General features: G+C 57.1%; 20 protein-coding genes. 13 read left to right on the forward strand and 7 right to left on the reverse strand.

Annotated elements, in window-relative coordinates:
• Positions 1 to 7: 7 nt before the first annotated feature.
• The 9 genes from rfbD to RA167_RS02845 all read left to right on the forward strand — a co-directional run bounded on the left by rfbD (position 8) and on the right by RA167_RS02845 (position 9,736).
• Positions 8 to 904: a dTDP-4-dehydrorhamnose reductase gene (gene rfbD / locus RA167_RS02805; protein WP_076787728.1), complete on the forward strand. Its 897-nt coding sequence runs from the start codon at positions 8 to 10 to the stop codon at positions 902 to 904.
• Between the two features lie 46 nt (positions 905 to 950).
• Positions 951 to 1,871, forward strand: coding sequence for a glycosyltransferase family 2 protein (locus tag RA167_RS02810; protein WP_237574339.1), 921 nt, complete (start codon positions 951 to 953; stop codon positions 1,869 to 1,871).
• A 7-nt stretch (positions 1,872 to 1,878) separates the two neighbouring features.
• Complete coding sequence (locus RA167_RS02815; protein WP_076786194.1) at positions 1,879 to 2,661, forward strand: ABC transporter permease; 783 nt, start codon at positions 1,879 to 1,881, stop codon at positions 2,659 to 2,661.
• A gap of 11 nt (positions 2,662 to 2,672) precedes the next feature.
• Positions 2,673 to 3,425, forward strand: a complete 753-nt coding sequence (locus tag RA167_RS02820; RefSeq protein WP_076786195.1) for an ABC transporter ATP-binding protein — start codon at positions 2,673 to 2,675, stop codon at positions 3,423 to 3,425.
• A 399-nt stretch (positions 3,426 to 3,824) separates the two neighbouring features.
• Positions 3,825 to 4,844, forward strand: coding sequence for a glycosyltransferase family 2 protein (locus RA167_RS02825; protein WP_076786196.1), 1,020 nt, complete (start codon positions 3,825 to 3,827; stop codon positions 4,842 to 4,844).
• 186 nt (positions 4,845 to 5,030) lie between these two features.
• On the forward strand, positions 5,031 to 5,852 hold the full coding sequence (locus RA167_RS02830; protein WP_076786197.1) for a glycosyltransferase family 2 protein: 822 nt from the start codon (positions 5,031 to 5,033) through the stop codon (positions 5,850 to 5,852).
• Entirely contained in the window at positions 5,849 to 6,805 is a 957-nt protein-coding gene (locus tag RA167_RS02835; protein ID WP_076786198.1) for an NAD-dependent epimerase/dehydratase family protein, read from the forward strand. The genes RA167_RS02830 and RA167_RS02835 overlap by 4 nt, the downstream gene beginning before the upstream one ends.
• 5 nt (positions 6,806 to 6,810) lie before the next feature.
• Positions 6,811 to 7,863, forward strand: coding sequence for an MraY family glycosyltransferase (locus tag RA167_RS02840; protein ID WP_083703703.1), 1,053 nt, complete (start codon positions 6,811 to 6,813; stop codon positions 7,861 to 7,863).
• Positions 7,850 to 9,736, forward strand: a complete 1,887-nt coding sequence (locus RA167_RS02845; RefSeq protein WP_076786200.1) for a polysaccharide biosynthesis protein — start codon at positions 7,850 to 7,852, stop codon at positions 9,734 to 9,736. The genes RA167_RS02840 and RA167_RS02845 overlap by 14 nt, the downstream gene beginning before the upstream one ends.
• An 18-nt stretch (positions 9,737 to 9,754) precedes the next feature.
• On the opposite strand, the gene RA167_RS02850 is transcribed toward RA167_RS02845, so the two are convergent.
• From RA167_RS02850 to RA167_RS02880, 7 genes are all read right to left on the reverse strand, one after another.
• On the reverse strand, positions 9,755 to 10,807 hold the full coding sequence (locus RA167_RS02850) for an O-antigen ligase family protein (protein WP_170872424.1): 1,053 nt from the start codon (positions 10,805 to 10,807) through the stop codon (positions 9,755 to 9,757).
• Between the two features lie 222 nt (positions 10,808 to 11,029).
• The gene (locus RA167_RS02855; RefSeq protein ID WP_076786202.1) at positions 11,030 to 11,317 is read right to left on the reverse strand and encodes a hypothetical protein; all 288 of its coding nucleotides are present in this window, start codon (positions 11,315 to 11,317) and stop codon (positions 11,030 to 11,032) included.
• A 138-nt stretch (positions 11,318 to 11,455) separates the two neighbouring features.
• The gene (locus tag RA167_RS02860; RefSeq protein WP_076786203.1) at positions 11,456 to 11,926 is read right to left on the reverse strand and encodes a response regulator transcription factor; all 471 of its coding nucleotides are present in this window, start codon (positions 11,924 to 11,926) and stop codon (positions 11,456 to 11,458) included.
• A 23-nt stretch (positions 11,927 to 11,949) separates the two neighbouring features.
• Complete coding sequence (locus RA167_RS02865) at positions 11,950 to 13,050, reverse strand: MraY family glycosyltransferase (protein WP_076786204.1); 1,101 nt, start codon at positions 13,048 to 13,050, stop codon at positions 11,950 to 11,952.
• 24 nt (positions 13,051 to 13,074) lie between these two features.
• A complete protein-coding gene (gene galE / locus RA167_RS02870) occupies positions 13,075 to 14,097 on the reverse strand; it encodes a UDP-glucose 4-epimerase GalE (protein WP_076786205.1) in 1,023 nt (340 codons plus the stop codon).
• 8 nt (positions 14,098 to 14,105) lie between these two features.
• Positions 14,106 to 14,930 (reverse strand): glycosyltransferase, encoded by an 825-nt coding sequence (locus tag RA167_RS02875; protein WP_076786206.1) that lies wholly within the window; start codon positions 14,928 to 14,930, stop codon positions 14,106 to 14,108.
• Complete coding sequence (locus RA167_RS02880) at positions 14,927 to 16,183, reverse strand: oligosaccharide flippase family protein (protein ID WP_076786207.1); 1,257 nt, start codon at positions 16,181 to 16,183, stop codon at positions 14,927 to 14,929. The genes RA167_RS02875 and RA167_RS02880 overlap by 4 nt, the downstream gene beginning before the upstream one ends.
• A gap of 235 nt (positions 16,184 to 16,418) precedes the next feature.
• Here RA167_RS02880 and RA167_RS02885 point away from each other — a divergent pair, with 235 nt between their 5' ends.
• The 4 genes from RA167_RS02885 to waaA all read left to right on the forward strand — a co-directional run bounded on the left by RA167_RS02885 (position 16,419) and on the right by waaA (position 21,263).
• Complete coding sequence (locus RA167_RS02885; protein WP_076786208.1) at positions 16,419 to 17,801, forward strand: phosphomannomutase/phosphoglucomutase; 1,383 nt, start codon at positions 16,419 to 16,421, stop codon at positions 17,799 to 17,801.
• A 210-nt stretch (positions 17,802 to 18,011) separates the two neighbouring features.
• Entirely contained in the window at positions 18,012 to 19,010 is a 999-nt protein-coding gene (gene waaC / locus RA167_RS02890) for a lipopolysaccharide heptosyltransferase I (RefSeq protein ID WP_076787729.1), read from the forward strand.
• A gap of 12 nt (positions 19,011 to 19,022) precedes the next feature.
• Positions 19,023 to 19,907, forward strand: a complete 885-nt coding sequence (locus RA167_RS02895) for a Kdo hydroxylase family protein (protein WP_076786209.1) — start codon at positions 19,023 to 19,025, stop codon at positions 19,905 to 19,907.
• A gap of 18 nt (positions 19,908 to 19,925) precedes the next feature.
• Positions 19,926 to 21,263 carry a lipid IV(A) 3-deoxy-D-manno-octulosonic acid transferase gene (gene waaA / locus RA167_RS02900; RefSeq protein WP_076786210.1) on the forward strand — a complete coding sequence of 446 codons (1,338 nt, stop codon included), beginning with the start codon at positions 19,926 to 19,928 and terminating at the stop codon, positions 21,261 to 21,263.
• Positions 21,264 to 21,638 lie beyond the last annotated feature (375 nt).

Consider the following 21,638-nt stretch of genomic DNA (forward strand, 5'->3'; position numbering starts at 1 on the left):
GGCGTTGATGAGTTTGAAAAACAAGCAACGCACGATACTGATTACTGGTGTAAACGGTCAGGTTGGTTTTGAACTGACGCGTACGCTACAAGGCCTTGGTAGAGTGGTAGCGGCCGACCGATCAATGCTGGACCTATCAGACCTTGGGCAGATACGCTCGATTGTGCACAGTGTGCAGCCCACGCTGATCGTGAATCCGGCCGCATACACCAGCGTTGATAAAGCCGAGAGCGAACCCGATCTGGCAATGATTATTAATGGTCAAGCGCCGGGTGTATTCGCTGACGAGGCTAAGAAGCTTGGCATCCCGCTAATTCACTATTCGACCGATTACGTATTTAATGGCGAGAAGGACGGGGAATATGTCGAGGGCGATCCGACTGATCCGCAGAACGTGTATGGCTCCACGAAGCTTGCTGGCGAACAGGCAATTGCGACGAGCGGTGCGAATTATTTAATTTTTCGAACGAGTTGGGTATATGGCAGACGCGGCAAGAACATCTTGCTGACAATGCTAAGGCTCGGTGCAGATCGGTCGGAGCTGAAAGTAGTAGCTGATCAGTTTGGAGCGCCGACATGGAGCAATACGATTGCGACGCTGACGGCACATGTCATTGCGCAGGCGTTAATGGAAAAAGATCAAGAACATTGGTGGCACCAGCGGTCTGGCGTGTATCATTTGAGTGCAGGTGGCTCAACGTCGTGGCATGGATTTGTATCGGCAATTTTTGAATTGTCAAAACTTGAAAAGCGGCCTGTGGTGGAGCGGATCTCGACGTCCGAATATCCAACATCGGCTAAGCGTCCGGCTAATTCACGGATGTCAAATGAAAAACTGGCGCGCGTGTTCGGATTGCGAGCGCCTGAATGGAGGGAGGCGCTACGCCTTTGCATGATTGACTAACGTATGGACTCATGGCAGGACGAAGCACGAGCTGACTGGCGCCGTCGTGGTTTTCTATCATCCCGACGCAGGTTGCGTGCAGCGTGCGAACGCTCTTGCGGAGATAGCGCATTGCGTGATCATTGATAATACCGAGCAGGCTAGCAGTGCGTCGGACCTTGGTTTAGAAGATGACATCGTGTATATCGCCAATGGCGCAAACCTGGGCATCGCGACAGCAATCAATCAAGGTATAGAAGTACTAATTAAAGCGGGCTGTACAAGCGCTTTTATCTTTGACCAAGACAGCGAACCATCGAGCCAGCTTATTCGGGACTTGCCGTGCCTGCTCGAAAAGCAGTTGAATCATGGCACGCCGGTCGCATTGATGGGCCCTGCCTTTGAAGACATGCGGTTCGGTGGCGTGGCCCCTTTCGTACGTTTTAAATATTGGAAGCTGCAACGCATCACGCCGGTGGGTACGCAACCTATTGAAGTCGATTATTTAATCAGTTCGGGTTCGTGCATAAATCTCGCTGCATGGCGAAATATTGGCCCTATGGACGAAAGCCTTTTTATCGATTTGGTGGACTTGGAATGGTGTATCAGGGCACAATTAAAAGGCTATTTGGTGCTTGGTGCGCCGATGTTGCGTCTTGCGCATAAATTAGGCGATGAGCCGGTTCGCGTGTTCGGTCGTGTTTATCCAAGTCATAGCCCATTGCGTCATTATTACATATCTCGCAATACTGTCGCACTAATCAAGCGACGCTATGTACCATGTAACTGGAAATCGACAGAACTTGTAAAAATTCCTGTCCGTTTTTTGATTTATGGTTTTTTTATGAAGCCACGCCTAAAACATCTATGGATGTCCTTTATTGGTCTTTGGCATGGGTTGATGGGCCGGACGGGGCCATTAAAAAAATTCATAACGTACTGTATAATTTGCGGCATGCTTGATTTGCCAAATTTATTTAAAATCTAGTGTCAAAATGTTTAAACTTATATTTAATGATTTAAAGCAAAGTGCCGCCTCATGGCGGCTTTGGACTTTGCTTGGTTGGCTAGAAGTACGACAGCGTTACGCACGCTCGCGGATTGGCCCATTTTGGCTGACTATTAGTATGGGCGTGATGATCGGATCAATTGGCATCGTTTACGGTACGCTATTTGGCCAACAGATGAGGGATTATCTGCCATTTCTTGCTGTTAGCCTCGTTATGTGGGGGGCTTTTTCGCAGACTATTGTTGACGGTAGTACTGCGTACATCAGCAGTGGCCAATATATCCGCCAGGTATCGACGCCAAAGCTTATTTATGTATTGCAGGCTGCCTGGCGAAATTTAGTAATATCTGCGCACAACTTTTTAATTGTTTTGCTATTACTTATTGCGTTTGGAATCAAGGATTGGACGACGTTGCCATTCTTTGTTCCAGCCTTTGTGTTGTTTATTCTCAACGCGCTTTGGATTGCGATGGTGGTTAGCCTGCTATCGGCTAGGTTTCGCGATTTGCCGCAGATTGTCGCGGCAGTTATGCAGGTCGCCTTCTATGTAACACCTATCATTTACCGTCCAAATGCGTTAAGTCGATTTTCATTCATTGTAGAACTAAATCCTTTCGCGTACCTGATTGAACTCGTGCGCGCACCGTTGATCGGCCAGATGCCTAGTATCACGACATGGGGAGTGGCAATCAGCATGCTTGTGTTAGGCTGGTTCGTCGCGCTGGCCTTGAGTGGTCGCTACTTGAAACGCATTCCATATTGGGTTTGAAAGAAAGCAACATGGCATATATCGAACTCCGAGGTGCTACCCTCGACCTTCCAATTTATGATGTACAAGGTCGCTCACTAAAAAAGAAGCTGATGCGGATAGGCAGGAGGAACAGCATTGCCGAGAACCACGACGGAGTCATTGTAGTCCGGGCATTGGACAATATTGATTTGCGTCTCGAGAGCGGGGATCGTGTCGGACTCATAGGCCACAATGGTGCGGGTAAATCTACATTGTTAAGAATGATGGCGGGCATTTATGCGCCCACCCAAGGACAGGTCGTAACCGACGGCAAGACCGTTCCGCTACTTGATATCAATCTTGGAATGGACGAAAACTCGACTGGTATGCAAAATATTCGGCTGCGTGGGCTGCTGCTCGGCATGTCGGATCAGGAGATCCGTACAAAACAACAGTCGATAGCGGAATTCTGCGAACTGGGAGACTACCTTGACCTGCCATTACGTACATATTCTAGTGGGATGCGTATGCGCCTTGCATTCGCGGTGTCGACCGCAGTAGATGCCGAAATTTTATTGCTTGACGAAGTGATGGGTGTCGGTGATGCCTCCTTTATGCACAAAGCGGAGCAGCGTCTTGCGGATTTTCATAGTCGTGCAGAGATTGTGGTTTTTGCAATGCATGCGAATAGCGCGATCCGACGTGTTTGCAACAAGGCTTTGTGGATGGAGCGCGGTCATGTGCGTGCATTCGGCCCTGTCGAGGAAGTGGTAAATGCTTACGAGCAGCAAATAGGAAACTAAGTAAAGGGGGGAACGTGCCAGTTCAAAAAATTGCAACGCAGAATTTTACACATAATGTGACTGTAAAAAATCATTGGATTAAGTTGTGCCGCTTGCCTAATAAGTGTCGCGGGTAAAAATGATCTTTAATAAAAATTTTAAGCAGGTCGAGTTTGCATCTAGCTTTCCGATAAATCAATCTATAACACTTGCGCAGAATATTTAAATGGGGCGCGGCTGGCGGACGACTAAATGTTCATTGATTCAATACGTTAGCCGATGCCCGTAAAATAATTGAGTAGTGGTAGGTGGGGCGGGGCACAGCTTCCGATATTTTCTATTGGAGAAGTGTGTTCCGTTCGACGTAAAATCTTGTATCACGATATTGATTTGTAAATCCCCTTTTGTTGGAGAAATTAAATGCCGAACGACTGCGTTGCTCCAACTGTCGCCGTCATAATTCCGTTTTACAATGGTTCGAAATGGATCGAGCGTGCGCTTGTGAGTGTTACCGAACAAACCGTATTGGCCAACGAAGTTTTTGTTGTGAATGACGGCTCTCGTGTTGATGAACAAGCGGCGCTATATGAGTTATCCAAGAAATATCATTTTTGTATCATTGACAAGCCTAACGGTGGCCAGGGTTCGGCGCGCAATGCTGGCGTAGAAGCTGCTAGCTCTGAATATATTTGTTTCCTTGATCAAGATGATTTTTATCTTCATGACCATATCGAAGTATTGGTACATGCAATTCCGAGAAAGGATCGTCGCTTCGGTTTTGTCTATGGCGATGCAATAGAAGCCGATGGCAACGGAAATATTGTACGCACGGCCATGATCAAGGAGCATAATCCAGTCCATCCAAAGCGCGCAATCTTTGAACTGCTGCGGCAGGATATGTTTGTCTTGCCTTCAGCGTCACTTATTAGTCGTAAAGCGTTTCTTTCGGTCGGCGGCTTTGACTCACGCTTAACCGGCTATGAAGATGATGACTTATTTCTGCGCATTTTCCGTAAAGGTTATACAAATTATTTCGTCGATCGTCCTGTGTATGTTTGGTGCATCCATTCGGAAAGTACCTCCTATACAATCCGCATGAGTCGTAGCCGCTTCCTCTACTTTCAAAAGCTTGCTGAAACCTTTGGCGACGAAGAGGGTAAGCAGCGATTCTATTTCCGCGATTGTTTAGTCCCTCGATTCGGTAAAATTTTTATTGTCGATGCATTCAATGCAGTGATAAAACGTAGCGAATATCGGCATGAAGTTGATTCGATTTTGAGAAAGTACGCGTCGATGGTCTACGTTAATCCCCATATCGGTATCAAACACAAAGTAAAGTTATGGATGATGACATTTTTTCTGACTTCCTGCCCGCCTAGCTTCGTTTCTGCAATAAGCATTATTGCAAAGCTTCCTGCCATTCGGCGCCTGTTGATATAGTGCAATAAATTTTGTCTAAGCTTGTTTCATGTTATGGGTGCGGCCTTGTGTCAAAAATAATGGCCTTGTTTCCTGATGGGGGTAATTTAAAAGGCTGTGGTGTTTTGAGATATAAATTTTTGTGATATGCTCTTGAAAAGCGGTGTTTATCGTGGGGCGATTTAAACTTAAATTTTGTGGATTTTCATGCTGATTTCCGTTTCAATTGTCACCTATCGTCAGTCGTCGCATGTGCTGCGGAATACGCTTACGAGCCTAGGTGCTGCGTTGAGACGATTGGAAGGTTTGGGCGTGTCGGGGCGTCAGCCTTACGCTATGCTGACACTGGTGGATAATGGTACAGACTTACGCGGTTCAGACTATACATCCGCTCTTGAAAATTCCAATGCAGAAGTTTTGGTATTTTCTGGCCACGGTAATGTAGGTTATGGGCGAGGACATAACCTTGTTATAAATGGCGCAAGATCGCGTTTTCACTTGATATTGAACCCAGACGTTGAAATTGATGAAGATGCGCTTTGGAATGCAATTGATTTCCTCGACAAGCATGCCGATGTCGGTCTTATAACGCCGTTGATCTTTGGTGGCAACGGTATACAGCAGTACCTCTGCCGCCGATATCCCGCCGTTACTGATTTGCTATTGCGTGGCTTTACTCCTATATCTCTTAAAAGGTGGTTTGATCATCGTCTTGCTAACTATGAGATGCGAGAAGTTATTAACGACCACGACGTCGTTTGGGATCCACCGATCGTAAGTGGTTGCTTCATGCTATTCCGAACTGACATTCTCAAGAGACTTCGCGGTTTCGATCCACGCTATTTCTTGTACTTTGAGGATTACGATTTGAGCCTGCGTACTCACGCTGTTGCGCGGATCGCATACGTGCCGTCCGTGCGCATCGTGCATCACGGCGGCGGAGCGTCTCGTAAAGGCGTTAAGCACATCGGCATGTTTGCCCAATCAGCGTTTAAATTCTACCGCCGCTTTGGCTGGAAGTGGGTATGACTGGTTTCGTTGTCACAGGAGCGAATGGATTCATTGGCCGGCGGTTGTGTCAAGCGTTGCTCGGGCTCGGTGGTCAGGTCACCGGAGTGGCTCGTCATGGTCAGTCTGCTTGCGAAGGCATACATAACTGGTTGAGTGTAGGAAACGATTTTGAGGGGCTGGAACGTATTTGGCCGCGTCTCCTCCGCAGCGACTGCGTAATCCATCTCGCTGCCCGCGTTCATATTATGCGCGATGAGGCTGCGGACTCGCTTGCCGCGTATCGCGCGACGAATGTCGATGGCACAGTTCGCGTTGCAGAAGCGGCGCGCGCCGCAGGGGCGCGCCGCTTTGTCTTCGTCAGCAGCGTCAAGGCAGCGGGTGAAACGGATGGCGGTAGCCCGTTAAAGGAAACGGTCACTCCTGCGCCGGTTGATCCCTATGGCTTGTCAAAGCTGGAGGCAGAACGGGCGCTTACCACGTTCGGACGCAGCACCGGGATGGAAATTGTCATTGTGCGCCCGCCGCTAGTGTATGGACCAGGTGTGCGCGCCAATTTTTTGCAATTAATGACAGCGATTGACCGCGGGATTCCATTGCCACTTGGTTCCGTCGACGCGCGCCGCAGCATGGTCTTCTTAGATAACCTTGTAGACGCATTGGTGCGTTGTGCACTCCACCCATCTGCCGCAGGCGAAACGTTTCATGTGAGCGATGGCTTGGATTTGACGGTGGCAGAATTGGTGCGGATGCTTTCACGGCAGTTGAATGTACCCGCGCGGCTTATTCCGGTTCCGGTGCTAATGCTGCGGATTGCGGGCCGACTTACTGGCCGCTCAGAAGCGGTTGAGCGTCTAGTCAACGACTTGCGACTCGATATATCGCATATCAGCAAAGTTTTAGGATGGCGTGTTCCATACTCCATTGAAGAAGGTTTGCTGAAAACCGCTATATGGTATCGAGCAGCCCACTGAAACGAATGTCTCCTGTGCAAGTTTTGAATCTCCCCCCTTTAGAGGCGTGTGTGCTGCTCGCCGTGGCCGGGCTGGTCGCTGTTACTGCCATCTTGGCTTACCTGCTCCAAACCGGCCTTGCGTGGCGTCTTGCCACAGACGTGCCGAACGACCGCTCGCTACATATACGGCCAACGCCACGCGTCGGGGGATGGGGTATCGTTCCTGTCGTGGTGGTACTTATCTGGGTGAGCGCACCAGAGCTGTGGATGCCGGCCGCAGCGGCCGGTTTGCTGGCGGCGCTGTCACAGATTGATGACCGGCGCGGCTTACCTGCTCGGATGCGTTTTACTGGTCATCTGGTTGCGGTGGTGTCGTTAGTGCTTGCCTATCGGACGCCTGTCCCCTGGTGGGAGCTGGCGCTCATCGCATTCTTGCTGTTGTGGCTAATCAATCTCTACAACTTTATGGACGGTGCAGATGGTCTAGCGGGAGGTATGGCGTTATTTGGATTTGGCGGCTATGCATACGCAGCGCTTTCCGTCAACCATCCGGACGTGCAACTTGCTGTCGCGAGTGCAGTGATCTCCGGTGCTGCAGCCGGTTTTCTGCTTTTCAATTTCCATCCGGCCCGGGTCTTCCTTGGCGATGCCGGATCGATCCCGCTGGGGTTTCTTGCTGGAGCGCTGGGCTATTGGGGATGGAGAGGCGGAGTCTGGCCTGTGTGGTTTCCGGCGCTGACATTCGCACCCTTCATTGGCGATGCTTCTGTGACGCTGCTGAAGCGGTTGTGGCGTGGCGAGCGATTTTGGCACGCCCACAGAGAGCATTACTATCAACGGATGGTGCGTTCGGGGTTGGGACATGCGACTACGGCGCTAATTTGGTATTGGGTGATAGTGGCTGGCATAATGCTTGCCATTGTCGCTTTGCAGTTTACCCCTCTCTATCAGTGGATGGCAGTGTTCAGCTGGGTGCTGGTGCTCGTGGCGATGGGTTATTGGGTTGACCGGCGTTGGCGCAGCTATGTAGCCAGGTCTACTTTTCCTAAAGGTCTTGACGCCAATGATCAAACTTAAAGCCTCATGGCTTTCGACCAGTGCTTTTGCGTTTGATTTATGCTCGGTTGCGCTGGCCTGGGCCTGCGCCTACATCATTCGGTTTAATGGAGCGGTTCCGGACAATTTCCGCACCGGCGCGTTGCATGCACTGGTTTGGGTGCTGCCACTGTATGGCGCCATGTTTCGACTGCTTGGCCTATATCGCGGCATGTGGGTGTTCGCGAGCTTGCCGGATCTTGTGCGGATCGCCAAAGCGATCTGTTTCGGCGCCGTGCTGGTGATGATTGCGTCCGTGATGATCCAGCCGATTCCTATCATTCCCCGATCTGTGTTGGCTGTTTCGCCGATGTTGCTTTTTCTGGGAATGGGCGGCGCTCGTGCGATCTATCGTGCAACAAAGGAATTTTATCTATACGGTGGGCTGGTCGGTCAGGGCAAGCCAGTTTTCGTATTGGGGGCTGGTAATGCGGCGGCAGGTATTGTGCGTGAGCTAAAACGGTCGGGAGAGTGGCGGCTGGTTGGCTTGCTGGATGATGATCCTGTGAAGCACGGGCGGGAGCTTTACGGCTACCCAGTGCTTGGATCTATATCCGAACTGAAGCGGTTTGCCACTGAACTGAAGGTTGGGCACGTTATCATCGCCATTCCGTCTGCGTCGGTCGACGTGCATCGACGTATTGCGACCGCGTGCGTGAGGGCAGGAGTCCAAGCCTTTGTTCTGCCAAAACTGACTGCACTGACTCAAGGTCAGTCGTCGCTGTCCAGAGTCCGCCAAATCGATCTGGAAGACCTGCTGGGACGCGATCCGGTGTCGATCGATACCGCACATGTCGAAGCGTTATTGAAGGGCCAGGTGGTGATGGTGACTGGAGCTGGCGGATCAATTGGGTCAGAATTGTGTCGGCAGATCCTGCGCTTCGGTCCCGCTCAACTGATTGCTTTTGACTTGTCCGAATACGCGATATACCGACTCAGCGAAGAGTTGCACGACCATTATCCAGACGTGTCGATCAAACCGGTAATTGGCGACGCCAAAGATTCTTTGCTGTTAGATCAGGTTATGGCCAAGTACGCGCCTCATATCGTTTTTCACGCCGCTGCATACAAGCATGTTCCGCTGATGGAGCAGCTTAACGCATGGCAAGCAATACGCAATAACGTGCTCGGCACGTATCGCGTTGCCAGTGCCGCGATCCGGCACAAGGTGTGTCGTTTCGTGCTGATATCAACCGACAAAGCCGTTAATCCAACCAACGTAATGGGGGCTAGCAAGCGGATGGCGGAAATGGTCTGCCAGGTATTGCAGCAGAGCACGCATGTAACCAAGCTTGAGACAGTGCGCTTTGGCAACGTGCTGGGCAGCGCGGGCAGCGTGATACCGAAGTTTCAGGAACAGATCGCGCGTGGCGGACCGGTGACCGTCACGCATCCGGGCATTACCCGCTTTTTCATGACGATTCCCGAAGCGTCGCAATTGGTGTTGCAGGCGTCGAGCATGGGTCAAGGCGGGGAGATCTTCCTGCTTGACATGGGCCAGCCGGTACGTATCGCCGATTTGGCGCGTGACCTGGTCCGATTATACGGGTTTAATGATAACCAAATAAAAATTGTCTTTACCGGTTTGAGGCCGGGCGAGAAGCTGTACGAAGAGCTGTTGGCTGACAAAGAAACGACGACTCGCACGCCGCATTCGAAGTTGCGTATCGCCCGGGCGCGTGAAGTCCCGGGGAACTTGCTTGATGAACTGTTGCCGTGGTTGATGCAGAAGCGGATCCTGTCGGATGATGAAGTGCGGCGTGATCTGAGACGCTGGGTTCCCGAATATCAGCCGACTGGCGGCGCGATGCTGCACAGTGTGCCTACCAACAATCACGCCTCCCACGTCGGGTAATACGACCCATATTATGCGTTAGTGCTCAGCCAGCTCCCTTTTTCGGCTGGCGATGATCGCTAGCAATGTAGCGGTCGTCAGCGCGTAAAACGCTGCATTCATCACAACCGCGAAAACATCGTTCGTCAGTCCAAACACGAACGTACCCAGCACCATGATCAGACCCATGTATGCTGCATTTGTGATGGTTGGGTCTGAATGCCGCCGGTATTTCCAAAAGTATCGCAGTGGTCCGCCATAAAGCAATAGGAGACAGACAACGCCCACTGTACCTACCTCGGCAAGCATCGACAGTATCTCATTGTGCGCATGGTACATATGTAAATCGGATGCCAAATATTGATACTGTGGGATATGCATCATGGCTTCCCTGAATCGGCCTTTTCCGACACCGAAGGTCGGCTGTTCGGCATACAGTTCTAGTGATGCTTTCCATAATTGAAGACGTATGCCCGTCGACGATTCAGTATCGCCTCTCACGAGTTTGTGTATGTCAGATTCAAGCGCGTTCACGCGTTCTTGAACCATATTCGTAGTCGAAAGCGCGCCTAGTGCTGCTATCAGTAATAGTACTAGTCCGGCTGCGGCCCAACGATTGGACAACCAATGCCGTCTGGCCATCGAAGCCCACACGAGCACGGGTAGGGCTATCCAACCGCCGCGTGCGCCGGATAGATACGAGACGTAGCATCCACAGAGCAGTGCAATGACTTTAAATGCCCATTCGCCTAGCCAGATTCTCCGATCACGTTTAAGTGATGCAAAGGCAAGAAAGCCAAGCAGCAGGGCCGTTCCGCCAAAAGGGATGGGGTTCATGAACGCATTGCCGATGCGTCCGGGCGTGGACCAAGAGCCGGTGTGCAGCACCTCATGAAGTGCCCAGGCGCCGGTTGCGATGGCTCCGGCAACGAAGCCCCATTGTACCAAGCGGAGTTGGGCGGATGGCAGTGAGGCGAGCAGGAAGAAGCTAGGGACAATCAACCCAAACCGTAGTATAGAATCAAATGCCGATAGCTTGGCGGTCTGCAGTACGAGTACTTGAAATAAGACGGCAGCCGGCAATGCCAGCATGCTAATGAGATAAATTCGGTACTCGCGCCATATCGATCGGCAATGTTCCCAGTTGGACGGACGAGCTGCCCAACTTAGCGCTAACACGAGTAAAGTGAAATAGCAGTAACCGGTTCCCCCTTGCATTGTCAGCACTAGCGTAGGTGAAAGAATAATCGCGGCTGTGGCGACCCCTGTAACAAATCGGTTCGGGTGCATGAATACGAGGCTGTGGGTTGTTCTTCAGCGCGGCGCGCGGGCGATGGCATCTTCGATGGGCATGCCCGGCATCTTGCGCACGGGGCGCTCATTATAACTGCCGCCTTCATATCGATTGGCCACGCCGGTCACGGTCAGCACGCGGACGGTCAACGGTGTGCGCTTGAGCAGTTGGCCCGCTATGTACAACGCCGCAAAGGCCCGCGGGCTCCGCGGCTGAGCAACCCGGTCCACCCGCTGCAGCACCTTCCAGTTGCCGGAGCGGATCAGGTAGCGCTCAGCAATGCCGTACAAGGTGTCCTTCGACTGCACCTGATAGACCTCGATGTCATCGGCGCGTCAGGTCGCGCGTAGTGCGTTGTGTGAACACAACTGCAACTTGAGCGAATCATTGAGATATGTGCGTCAATCGTATGCGACAGAACATCCACGTCCTGTTTCCAGACCCGCTCAAGAATGTGCGATCACGGCAGCGGTCGCGCGAGATGGCGAAACAGCTGCAGCGTTGTCGAACATAGAGTCGCCGAACTGCTCGCGCGAGCCCCACACCGGCTGCTGGTATGCGTCGAGACGCAGCAGCGTTTCGACGCATACCAGCAGGATTTGCGCGGACACCGGCTTCACGATGTAGTCGTCCGCGCCGGCGTCGAGCATCGACACGATATTCGTCTCGTAGCTGCGGCTGGTCATGAACAGCATGGGCAGCGTGGGAGGCAGGTTTTGCCTGGCCCATTTGAGCACCTCGTCGCTTGGCATGTCGGATACGCTCCAGTCCAGCACCAGCAGATCGAAGGTTTGCCTGAGCAACGGGTGCACGAAGGCCTTGCCTTCGGAGAATGAATGACACATGTGCCCAGCTTTGCTCAGCGTTTGGCAAATGCATTCCGTCTGGCTTGGGCCATCGTCCAGAACGCTGGTCATAGCGGCCGCCACCCCGCCACAAATCAACGCGGACGCTTGCGGAACACGAGCCAGCGGGGGGCCTTGAAGCGCACGATGCTCACGTACAGCCACACATAAGTTGCCACGAACAGCACGACAAAACAGAACAGGTGGACGGTGTGCCGCCAGAACAACGTTGCCGGGATCACGGCGATCAGGCAGAGCAACCACAGGTATGGCGAGGTCAGCGAATTGCGCCGGGTTAGCTCTCGTGCGGTGCGTGCGCCGACCACCCAGCGCATCAGTCGCTTGTAGACGAGCATATGCAAATGCACGCCGTCTGGAATGCCAGGTGACATGCCGCGCACGAATCGCTTACGGTAGATTGAAAAACAGACCTCGAAGATCGGATACATGAACAGCAGCAGCGGATACCAAGCGGAAACGTCGCGGTTGCGCATCACGAGCAGAATGGCCAACTCCGCCAGCATGAAGCCGATGAAATACGCACCGCCGTCTCCCAGAAAGATCAGTCCGGCCGGAAAGTTCCACAAAAAGAAGCCAATGATTGCCCCCATCATGACCAGCGAGCCAGACAGCACGATCGGGTCATGGACTTGGAATGCGACATACGCGAGTGAGGCGAACATCATGAAGCCGACCATCGACGCGAGTCCGTTGAAGCCGTCGATAATATTGATCGCATTGGCCAACCCGGCGACCGCGAGCACCGAGATCACCGCCGATACCCACGGATACGCGAGCGCGAAATCCAGCCATGGCACGCTGATACGGGTAATGGCCGCGTCGAGCAGCCAATACGCGAGTGCCGCGGCGACCATCGTCGCGACGAGCCGCGTAAAGGGACTCACGCGCCTGGTCAAGTCCTCGATCAGCCCGGAGGCGAACGCGGGCAAGCCGCAGGCGGCCAGCAGCAAAATGCCATCGGCTACCGATGGATACGCGCCGCGCAACTGCATGGCGCCGCCCACCAGCCCGAGCAGGATGCCAATGCCACCGATGCGCGGCACGGGCCGAACATGGAATTTTTGTACGCCCCCCAGATCGGTATCGGTCGACAGGCGCTGGTGCGTGTTCGCGTAACGGACGATGGCGAGCGTGACCAGCAGCGAAATCAAGAAGGCAATGGCGAAGCTGAGCATGGGTGCCGCATCTCCTCGCAGGGCTTAGGCGTAGCCGTTCGGATTGTTGACCTGCCAGCGCCAATGATCCGCGCACATCCTTTCGATGCCATGCTCGGCACGCCAGCCGATGACCCGCTCGGCCGCCGTCGGATCCGCGTAGCAGGACGCGACGTCGCCGGGACGGCGCGCGACAATTTCGTACGGGACTTTGCGACCGCTGACCTGCTCGAAGGCACGCACCACGTCCAGCACGCTGTAGCCCTTGCCGGTGCCCAAGTTCACGGTAAAGCTGCGGCTCTGCGCGAACAGTGTATCAAGTGCGGCAAGGTGTCCGCGCGCGAGGTCGACGACATGAATGTAATCGCGCACGCCGGTGCCGTCCGGCGTGTCGTAGTCTCCACCGAAGACCCGCAGACGCGGCAGCTTGCCCACGGCCACCTGCGCAACGAATGGCATCAGGTTGTTCGGGATGCCATTCGGGTCTTCGCCGATCAGCCCGCTCTCGTGTGCGCCCACCGGATTGAAATAGCGCAGCATGGCGACCTTCCAGCCAGCATCGGCGTGCGCCAGGTCGCGCAGGATTTGCTCGGCCATTAGCTTCGTTTGGCCGTAAGGGTTAGTCGCGGACAACGGGAATGACTCGTCGATCGGCACGCTTTGTGGGACGCCGTACACGGTGGCGGACGAACTGAATACGATGTGCTTGACATCATGCTCATTCATCACGCGCAGCAGCGCCAGCAGGCTGTCCAGGTTGTTCGCATAGTACTCCATCGGTTTTTGCACTGATTCACCTACTGCCTTGAGCGCGGCAAAGTGAATCGCGGCGCGGATCGGGCGGTGTTCGAACACTTGCCGAAGCGCGCGGTCATCGCGCGAGTCGGCTTGGTGGAACTGGATCGTCTTGCCGGTGATCTGCTCGACGCGGCGCACCGCGTCGACTTTGCTGTTGACCAGATTGTCGATTACCACGACATCGTAGCCCGCGTTGAGCAACGCCACGCAGGTATGCGAGCCGATAAAGCCCGCACCGCCGGTGACCAGGATCGTGCCTTGATTCGTCATCGTTGTCCTCATGTTTGACGGGCACGCGCACGGAACAGTGCGCGCTTGATGGATTGCAACACCGGGTACGGCGTTACGCAATGCAGCAGGTGCTTGCCTAGGCCGAGCCACCAATAGGGATTGAACGCCTCAAAGTAGGCAAGCTGCAGTCGCAGCGTCGAGACGATCTGCGTGCGTCGCTTTGTAGCACTGATGCTGCCTTCGTTCAGTTCGTAAACCAACCCGACTTCGGGCAGGTTCGCGCAGTCATGCGTGCGCATCAACCGTAGGAACAGGTCCAAATCCTCGGCCGCGCGGTACGCCGCGCGATAGTTGCCGGCCTGCCGGACCGCGTCCACGCGCAACATCATTGCCGGATGGATCAATGCGGTGCGCGCAAAGCGTTGCCGCCGTATGTCGGCCGGCTTGCTTGGCGGGGCCAACGTAAACAGCGGCGCGCCGTTGCGCGTGGCGACCTGTGCCCACATGCCGACCGCGGCCACGCGCGGATGCGCATCCAAATAGGCGGCTTGCTTCGCCAGCCGGCGTGCACAGGCAAGATCGCCAGCGTCGATACGGGCCGCGTAGCGCACCGAGCGTGCCGCCAGCGTATCGATGCCAGCGGCCAGCGCGCGTTCGATCCCACCATTGCGCGCCAGGCGTAGGATTTCGACCGACAGGCCATCGATAGCGGGCGCGGTGATCGGCGGCGTGCTGCCGTCGTCGACGATCAGCACGTGCACCGGCGCTGGCTCTTTAAATGAGCGAAGCGTGCGCTCCAGGTCGGCCTGACAATTGTAGGCGGGGATCAGCACGCTCACGCTCGCGAGCGCGTCGTGATCAACATCGTTCATGGCTTGAGCTTGAGCCGGATATAGTAGAAATTCACCGCAGCCGCTGTGATGTAGCCTGCGGCCAAGCCGCCTAGCGCGCCGCGTGCACCGAATGCCGGGATCAATACGAAGTCCAGCGCGAGCGCGACGACCAGTGCCAACACCCATTTGGCTAGCAAGACGAATTTGGCCTGGTATTTGAGCACGACCAGATTGCTGATCGCCTCGATGCCGGCCGGCACCGACAGCCAGACCGCCACGCGCAGGATTTGTGCAGCGCCGTCGAAACCAGGTCCGAACACGATCCGCACGACCAGGTCCGCCGTTAGATCCAGCAGCAGCGCGCCGGCGCTCATCAGCGCTGCTGCCATCCACAGCAGCTGCCCCATATTGCGTCGCAGCTGCGATACGTCGGCGACACGATAGACGAACGCCGGTGCAAGCGTTTGCGCAAGCATCAGCGCGAGCGCGATCCAGTTCTCGTTCAATTGCTGTGCGGCTGCATAGCGGCCCAGGTCGGCAAATGACACGTAGCGCTCCAGCACCAGCCGGTCCAGCTTCAGGAACAAGTACATGCAGACGAGTCCGAGCCAGAAAACCGTTCCGGCGCGGCCGAACGTGTGCAGCAACGTGCGCTCCACACGCCAATCCAAACGTCCGTGGCGCGCGCGGTAATAGACGAGCAGCACGGCGGCGACGATCGCCGCCTCCATCGCCCACAGCCATGCAAAGCTGGCCGCCGACGTGGCGGCGTGCACCAGCAGCCAGACGCCGCCGGCTTTGGCTAGCGCGGTGACGGTGCTCGTGATCAACTGTGGTTTGGCATAGGTGATGCTTTGCAGCCACGAATTGATCACGCCGATGAGTGGCTCGCGGAACAGCAGCGTCACGGCTAGCGCGGCCAGTATCGCGCCGACGGTCGGCTCAGTCAGCCCAGCAGCGATGCCGGCCCACGTCAGCGCGAGCGCGAGTGCCGATATTGCAAAGCGCAGCGCGAACGCGCTGCCGAGGATCGTGCCCAGGCGCTGCTCGCCGTCGTGCACGATCATGGGGACTAGGATCTCCGCGCCGCATACCCAGGTCAGCGGCGCCAGCACGAGCAGTAGCGTGTTGGCATACTGCCACTTGCCGAACAACTCCGCACCGAAGTAGCGGGCGAGTAGGCCGCTGATTAGGATCGCGGCCCCAATTTGTGTGAGCCGCTCCAGGCCAAGCCAACAGAGGTTAGCGACCGCACGGACGACATCCGGATTGTTCTTGATTCGGTTTAGCATGCGCCGGCGGGGCAAAAAGTACGCGTCCTGACGTGGTATGGACGGCCATTTCGGCGATCATGGCCTTTAACCACGTTAAAATGACCAGACAAAGGGGTCTGAGTAAGCTGCAATTATAGATTGGATCCGGTCCCGAACCGGCGACCCGTGAGCGGCACTGCGAACAGACGGCGTAGGTTTGTTGCGCCACGCTTTGTCGGCCCCTCGAATTTTCGTTTCCAACAGGCACTCACTCATGATTTCTCAATCGATTTTCAAGGCTTACGACATTCGCGGTGTCATTGGCAAGACGCTCGATGCCGATGTGGCACGGCAGATCGGCCGCGCGTTCGGCAGCGAAGTGCGTGCGCAAGGTGGCGATGCGGTGGTGATCGGTCACGACGGGCGCTTGTCGGGCCCGCAATTGTCCGCCGCGCTGGCCGATGGCCTGCGCGCGGCGGGCGTGGACGTGATCGATATTGGCCTGGTGCCGACGCCACTCGGCTATTTTGCGGCCAGCGTGCCGCTCGCGGGGCGGCAGGTGGATTCGTGCATCGTTGTCACGGGCAGCCATAATCCACCGGACTACAACGGCTTCAAGATGGTGTTGCGCGGCGCCGCGATCTACGGCGAGCAGATTCAGGCATTGTATAAGCGCATCGTCGACAGCAATTTCGCCACGGGTGCCGGCAGCTACAGCGAACATGACGTGCGCGATGCCTACGTCGAGCGGATCGTGTCCGACATCAAGCCGGCTCGGCCGCTGAAGATCGTCGTCGATGCAGGCAATGGCGTGGCGGGATCACTTGCGCCGAGGCTGTTCAAGGCACTCGGATGCGAACTGGTCGAGCTGTTCTGCGACGTGGACGGCCATTTCCCGAACCACCATCCGGACCCGGCTCATCCCGAAAACTTGCAGGACGTGATTCGCGCGCTGAAGGAGACTGACGCGGAGATCGGCTTTGCGTTCGACGGTGACGGCGATCGGCTCGGCGTCGTGACCAAGGACGGCCAGATCATCTATCCGGACCGGCAATTGATGTTGTTCGCGCAAGAGGTGCTGTCGCGCAACCCGGGCGGGCAGATCATCTATGACGTGAAGTGCACACGCAATCTGGCCAAGTGGGTACGCGAGCAGGGCGGCGAGCCGGTGATGTGGAAGACCGGCCACTCGCTGGTGAAGGCGAAGCTGCGCGAAACCGGCGCGCCGCTTGCAGGCGAGATGAGCGGACACGTATTTTTTAAGGACCGCTGGTACGGTTTCGACGACGGTCTCTATACTGGTGCACGGCTGCTGGAAATTCTGTCGCGCGTGGCTGACCCGAGTCAGTTGCTCAATAGCTTGCCGAACTCGATCTCGACGCCCGAATTGCAGCTTAAGCTCAACGAGGGCGAGAACTTCGAGCTGATTGGCCAACTGCAAAAGCATGCGACGTTCGACGGCGCCGACGACGTGATCACGATTGACGGCTTGCGCGTGGAGTACCCGGACGGCTTTGGGCTCGCACGCTCATCTAATACCACGCCTGTGGTCGTGATGCGCTTCGAGGCCGACAATAATGTCGCGCTCAAGCGGATCCAGGAGGACTTTAAACGCGTGATCCTCGCGCAGAAGCCGGACGCAAAACTCCCATTCTAGGCAGTTTGGCACACCGCGGCCGTCAGGCCGCGCGACCCGTCTATCGGCGCCGCGTGGGGCCAGCCTACTGACGATGTTCGGGTCCGACGCGATAGCTGTGTCTATCCGCGCTACAATTCGCTACTTTTCGCCCGGCGGTCGAGAGCCCGCTGGCGATCCTCTTTCACCGGCGATATGGCTGGTGTGGTTCCCCGTAGCGTATTGATCCGCGTGCAAAAAATCCTAATCGTTCGGCTATCGTCGCTGGGCGACATCGTTCATAACATGCCGGTGGTCGCCGACATCCGGCGGCGCCATCCCGATGCGATCATTGACTGGCTGGTCGAGGAGAGTTTCGTCGAGCTTGTCGAACTCGTTCAAGGCGTGCGTCGCGCCATCCCGTTCTGTCTGCGCCGCTGGCGCAAGCGGCCGCTGTCGGCAGCGACGTGGCGCGAAGCGCGGCAATTTAGGCGCACCTTGGCCGCCGAGCAGTACGACGTGGTGATCGATTGCCAGGGTTTGGTCAAGAGCGCATGGGTCGCGAGCTGGGCGCGCGGCCACGTCGTCGGGCTGGGCAATCGCACCGACGGAGCCGGCTATGAGTGGCCGGTACGCTGGTTCTACCGCACGTGTGTGCCGATCGAGCCGCGCACGCACGTGGTCGAGCGCTCCCGGCAGCTGGTCGCGCGCGCACTCGGTGATCCGCCGCCGCGAGCCGATGCACCGGATATCGACTTCGGCATTGACCGGCGCCGCGCGGCGCTCGAACTGGCGCGTACGGGGCTGAACCTGCCGGTGCCGTACGTGGTGTTTGTGCACGCGACCTCGCGTGACAATAAGCAATGGCCTCAGAGTCGCTGGATCGAGCTGGGCCAGGCGCTCATCCGCCGCGGCGCGTCGATCGTGTTGCCGTGGGGCAATGAAGCCGAGCGTGCGACCAGCGAACGGCTCGCGCAGCCGTTCGGTGCCGCCGCGCTCGTGCCGCCGCGCTTGTCGCTGCCGGCGGTGACGGGGCTCATCGATGGCGCGGCGGCGACCGTCGGCGTCGATACCGGTCTGGTCCATATCGCCGCAGCGCTCAAGCGCCCGACGGTCGAGTTGTACAATTTTGCGACGGCGTGGCGCACCGGCGGCTATTGGTCGCCTGCCATCGTCAACCTGGGAACGGTGGGCGCCTCGCCGAGCCTGGCCGACGTCAAGCGTGCGCTGGCCCGCTTCGGATTGCTGTAGCGATATTTTCCTATGAGCGAATCACAAATCATCGAGGTCCAGACCGCCGATTGGCACGGGCAACACCTGTCGGTGCCGCGCGAGACATTGCTGGCCGCGGTAGAGTCCGGCAAAGTGCTGTATTTTCCTCGCTTGCGCTTTGCAATTGAAGGGGGCGAACCAGGGCTGCTGGATCCGGCAATCGCCGATCCGAAGCGCAAGAACATCAGCCTGGCGCCCAACGACGGCGCATTGCACGGCGTGTCGGGCGATGCAGTCACGCAGTCGGCCGTGCGCGCGCTGGTGTCGCGCTACCAGCTTAAGGCACGCGAGCTGGTCGATGGACTGTTCCCGGAATATACGGGTCAGCTTCGCGTTGCGCCCACCAGCCTGCGCTTGCATCGCGTCGAAGCGCGCAAGACGTCATGGCGCAAGGACGACAGTCGGCTGCACGTGGACGCATTTCCGTCGCGGCCGAACGGCGGCGAGCGAATCCTGCGCGTGTTCACGAACGTCAACCCACACGGCGAGCCGCGCGTGTGGCGGGTCGGCGAGCCGTTCGAGGACGTGGCGCGCCGGTTCCTGCCTCAACTGCCTAAACCGGTGCCCGGCGCCGCATGGCTATTGAAGCTGCTCCACGTGACCAAGACGCGGCGCAGCGAGTACGACCATCTGATGTTGCACCTGCATGACGCGATGAAGGCCGACCTGGATTACCAGCGCAACGCGCCGCAGCAGACGATGCCGTTTCCGCCGGGCAGCGTCTGGGTCTGCTTTTCGGACCAGGCGTCGCATGCCGTGATGTCCGGCCAATTCATGCTCGAGCAGACCTTTTTCTTGCCGGTGCGCTCAATGGTGCAGCCGCAGCGCGCGCCGCTAGGCATTCTGGAGCGTCTCGCGGGCCACGCGCTTGTCTGACCGGTGGACCGACGATCGATGCTAAGGGTTCTGTATCGTGTGCTCTGGTACCTCGTCGCACCGTTGGCCGTTGTGCGCCTGGTGGTGCGCTCACGGCGCGAGCGCGGCTACATCGAGCATATTGGCGAGCGGTTCGGCCATGCGGCGGGTCGCGCGGCGCACGACGATGCCCCGCTGGTTTGGATCCATGCCGTGTCGCTCGGTGAGACGCGTGCCGCCCAACCGCTGGTGCAGGCGTTGCTCGACGAGCGTCCCGACGCGCGGGTGCTGCTCACGCACATGACGCCGAGCGGACGGGCGACCGGCGAGCAGCTATTTGGCTCGCGCGTGTTGCGCTGCTATCTGCCCTATGACATGCCCGGCCCGGTACGGCGGTTTCTGCGCGCATGGCGTCCCACGTTGGGCATCGTGATGGAAACCGAGGCGTGGCCGACGCTGATCGACGAGTGCCGCCATGCGGGCGTGCCGCTGGTGCTCACCAACGCGCGCATGTCGGAGCGCTCATACCGGCGCGCGTCGCGTTTTGGCGCGGCGGTGCGGCAAGTATTCGGCGGCTTTACGCGCGTGCTGGCGCAGAGCCCGGCCGACGCGCAGCGCCTGAGCGCGCTTGGCGCCCGTGATGTCGCGGTGCTCGGCAACCTGAAGTTCGATATGGCGGCCCCGGCGGAGTTGGCTGAGCGCGGCCGCGCCTGGCATGCGGCGATCGGCTCGCGGCCGGTGTGGGTGGCGGGCAGCACGCGCGACGGCGAGGAGGCGCTCGTGTTGGACGCATACCGCCGGCTCGGCGTCGCCGATGTGCTGCTGGTGCTGGTGCCTCGCCATCCGCAGCGCTTTGCCGAGGTCGCGGCGCTGGTCGAGCGCGCCGGACTCAAGCTGGCGCGCCGTTCGCAGTGGGCCGGTGCATCGGCGGCGAGCGGCTCACACGAGGTGGCCGCTATCGCGCCGCTGCCGGCTGACGTACAAGTGCTGCTCGGCGATTCGCTGGGCGAGATGCGCGCTTATTACGCGGCGGCGGACGTGGCCTTCATTGGCGGAAGCTTGCTGCCGCTCGGTGGCCAGAACCTGATCGAGGCCTGCGCCGTCGGCGTGCCGGTCGTGATCGGCCCACATACGTTCAATTTTGCCCAGGCGAGCGCCGACGCGATCGCGGCCGGTGCTGCACTGCGGGTGCAGGATCCGGCCGCGTTGGCGCAGGCCGTGCGCACATTGCTGACCGATCGCGCGCGCCGTGTGACGATGGGCGCCGCCGGGGCCGCGTTCGCGGCCCGTCACCGTGGCGCAACCCGTCGCACGATCGATGCGCTGGAGGCGCTGTTGCCGCCCGTTAAGCCGCGAGCGGTTGGTTCTTCTCGATAAAGCGTACGACGTTTGTTTAGCCGCTTCGTGTTTTAAGGCGGATCATCACGAAAGGTTTGCCGCCTTGCCTCGTGCGCGCGCCGGACGATGCCCGCGTGACGGACGTCAACATATTGCGCAGCCGTGGTGACGCGAAGTGAAACGACACGACACGGAGCACGTTCGGCAAGGGCATGGCTAGATAGCAGTCCGCAGTGGGATGGAACGATGTCAATGCTATGCACACCACAGCAGTGGCGCTACTGACTCGACAATTTTATTGGCGGATATAAAAAAGGTGTGTATCACATGCGTTTGGTGGGTGCGCTGGTCATACTGACGTTTCGTGCTATGTCGCACGGCGCACCGGTATAGCTTCTACTATCCGACAGTCCG

It is taken from the genome of Mycetohabitans endofungorum (assembly GCF_037477895.1).
Taxonomy (GTDB): Bacteria; Pseudomonadota; Gammaproteobacteria; order Burkholderiales; family Burkholderiaceae; genus Mycetohabitans.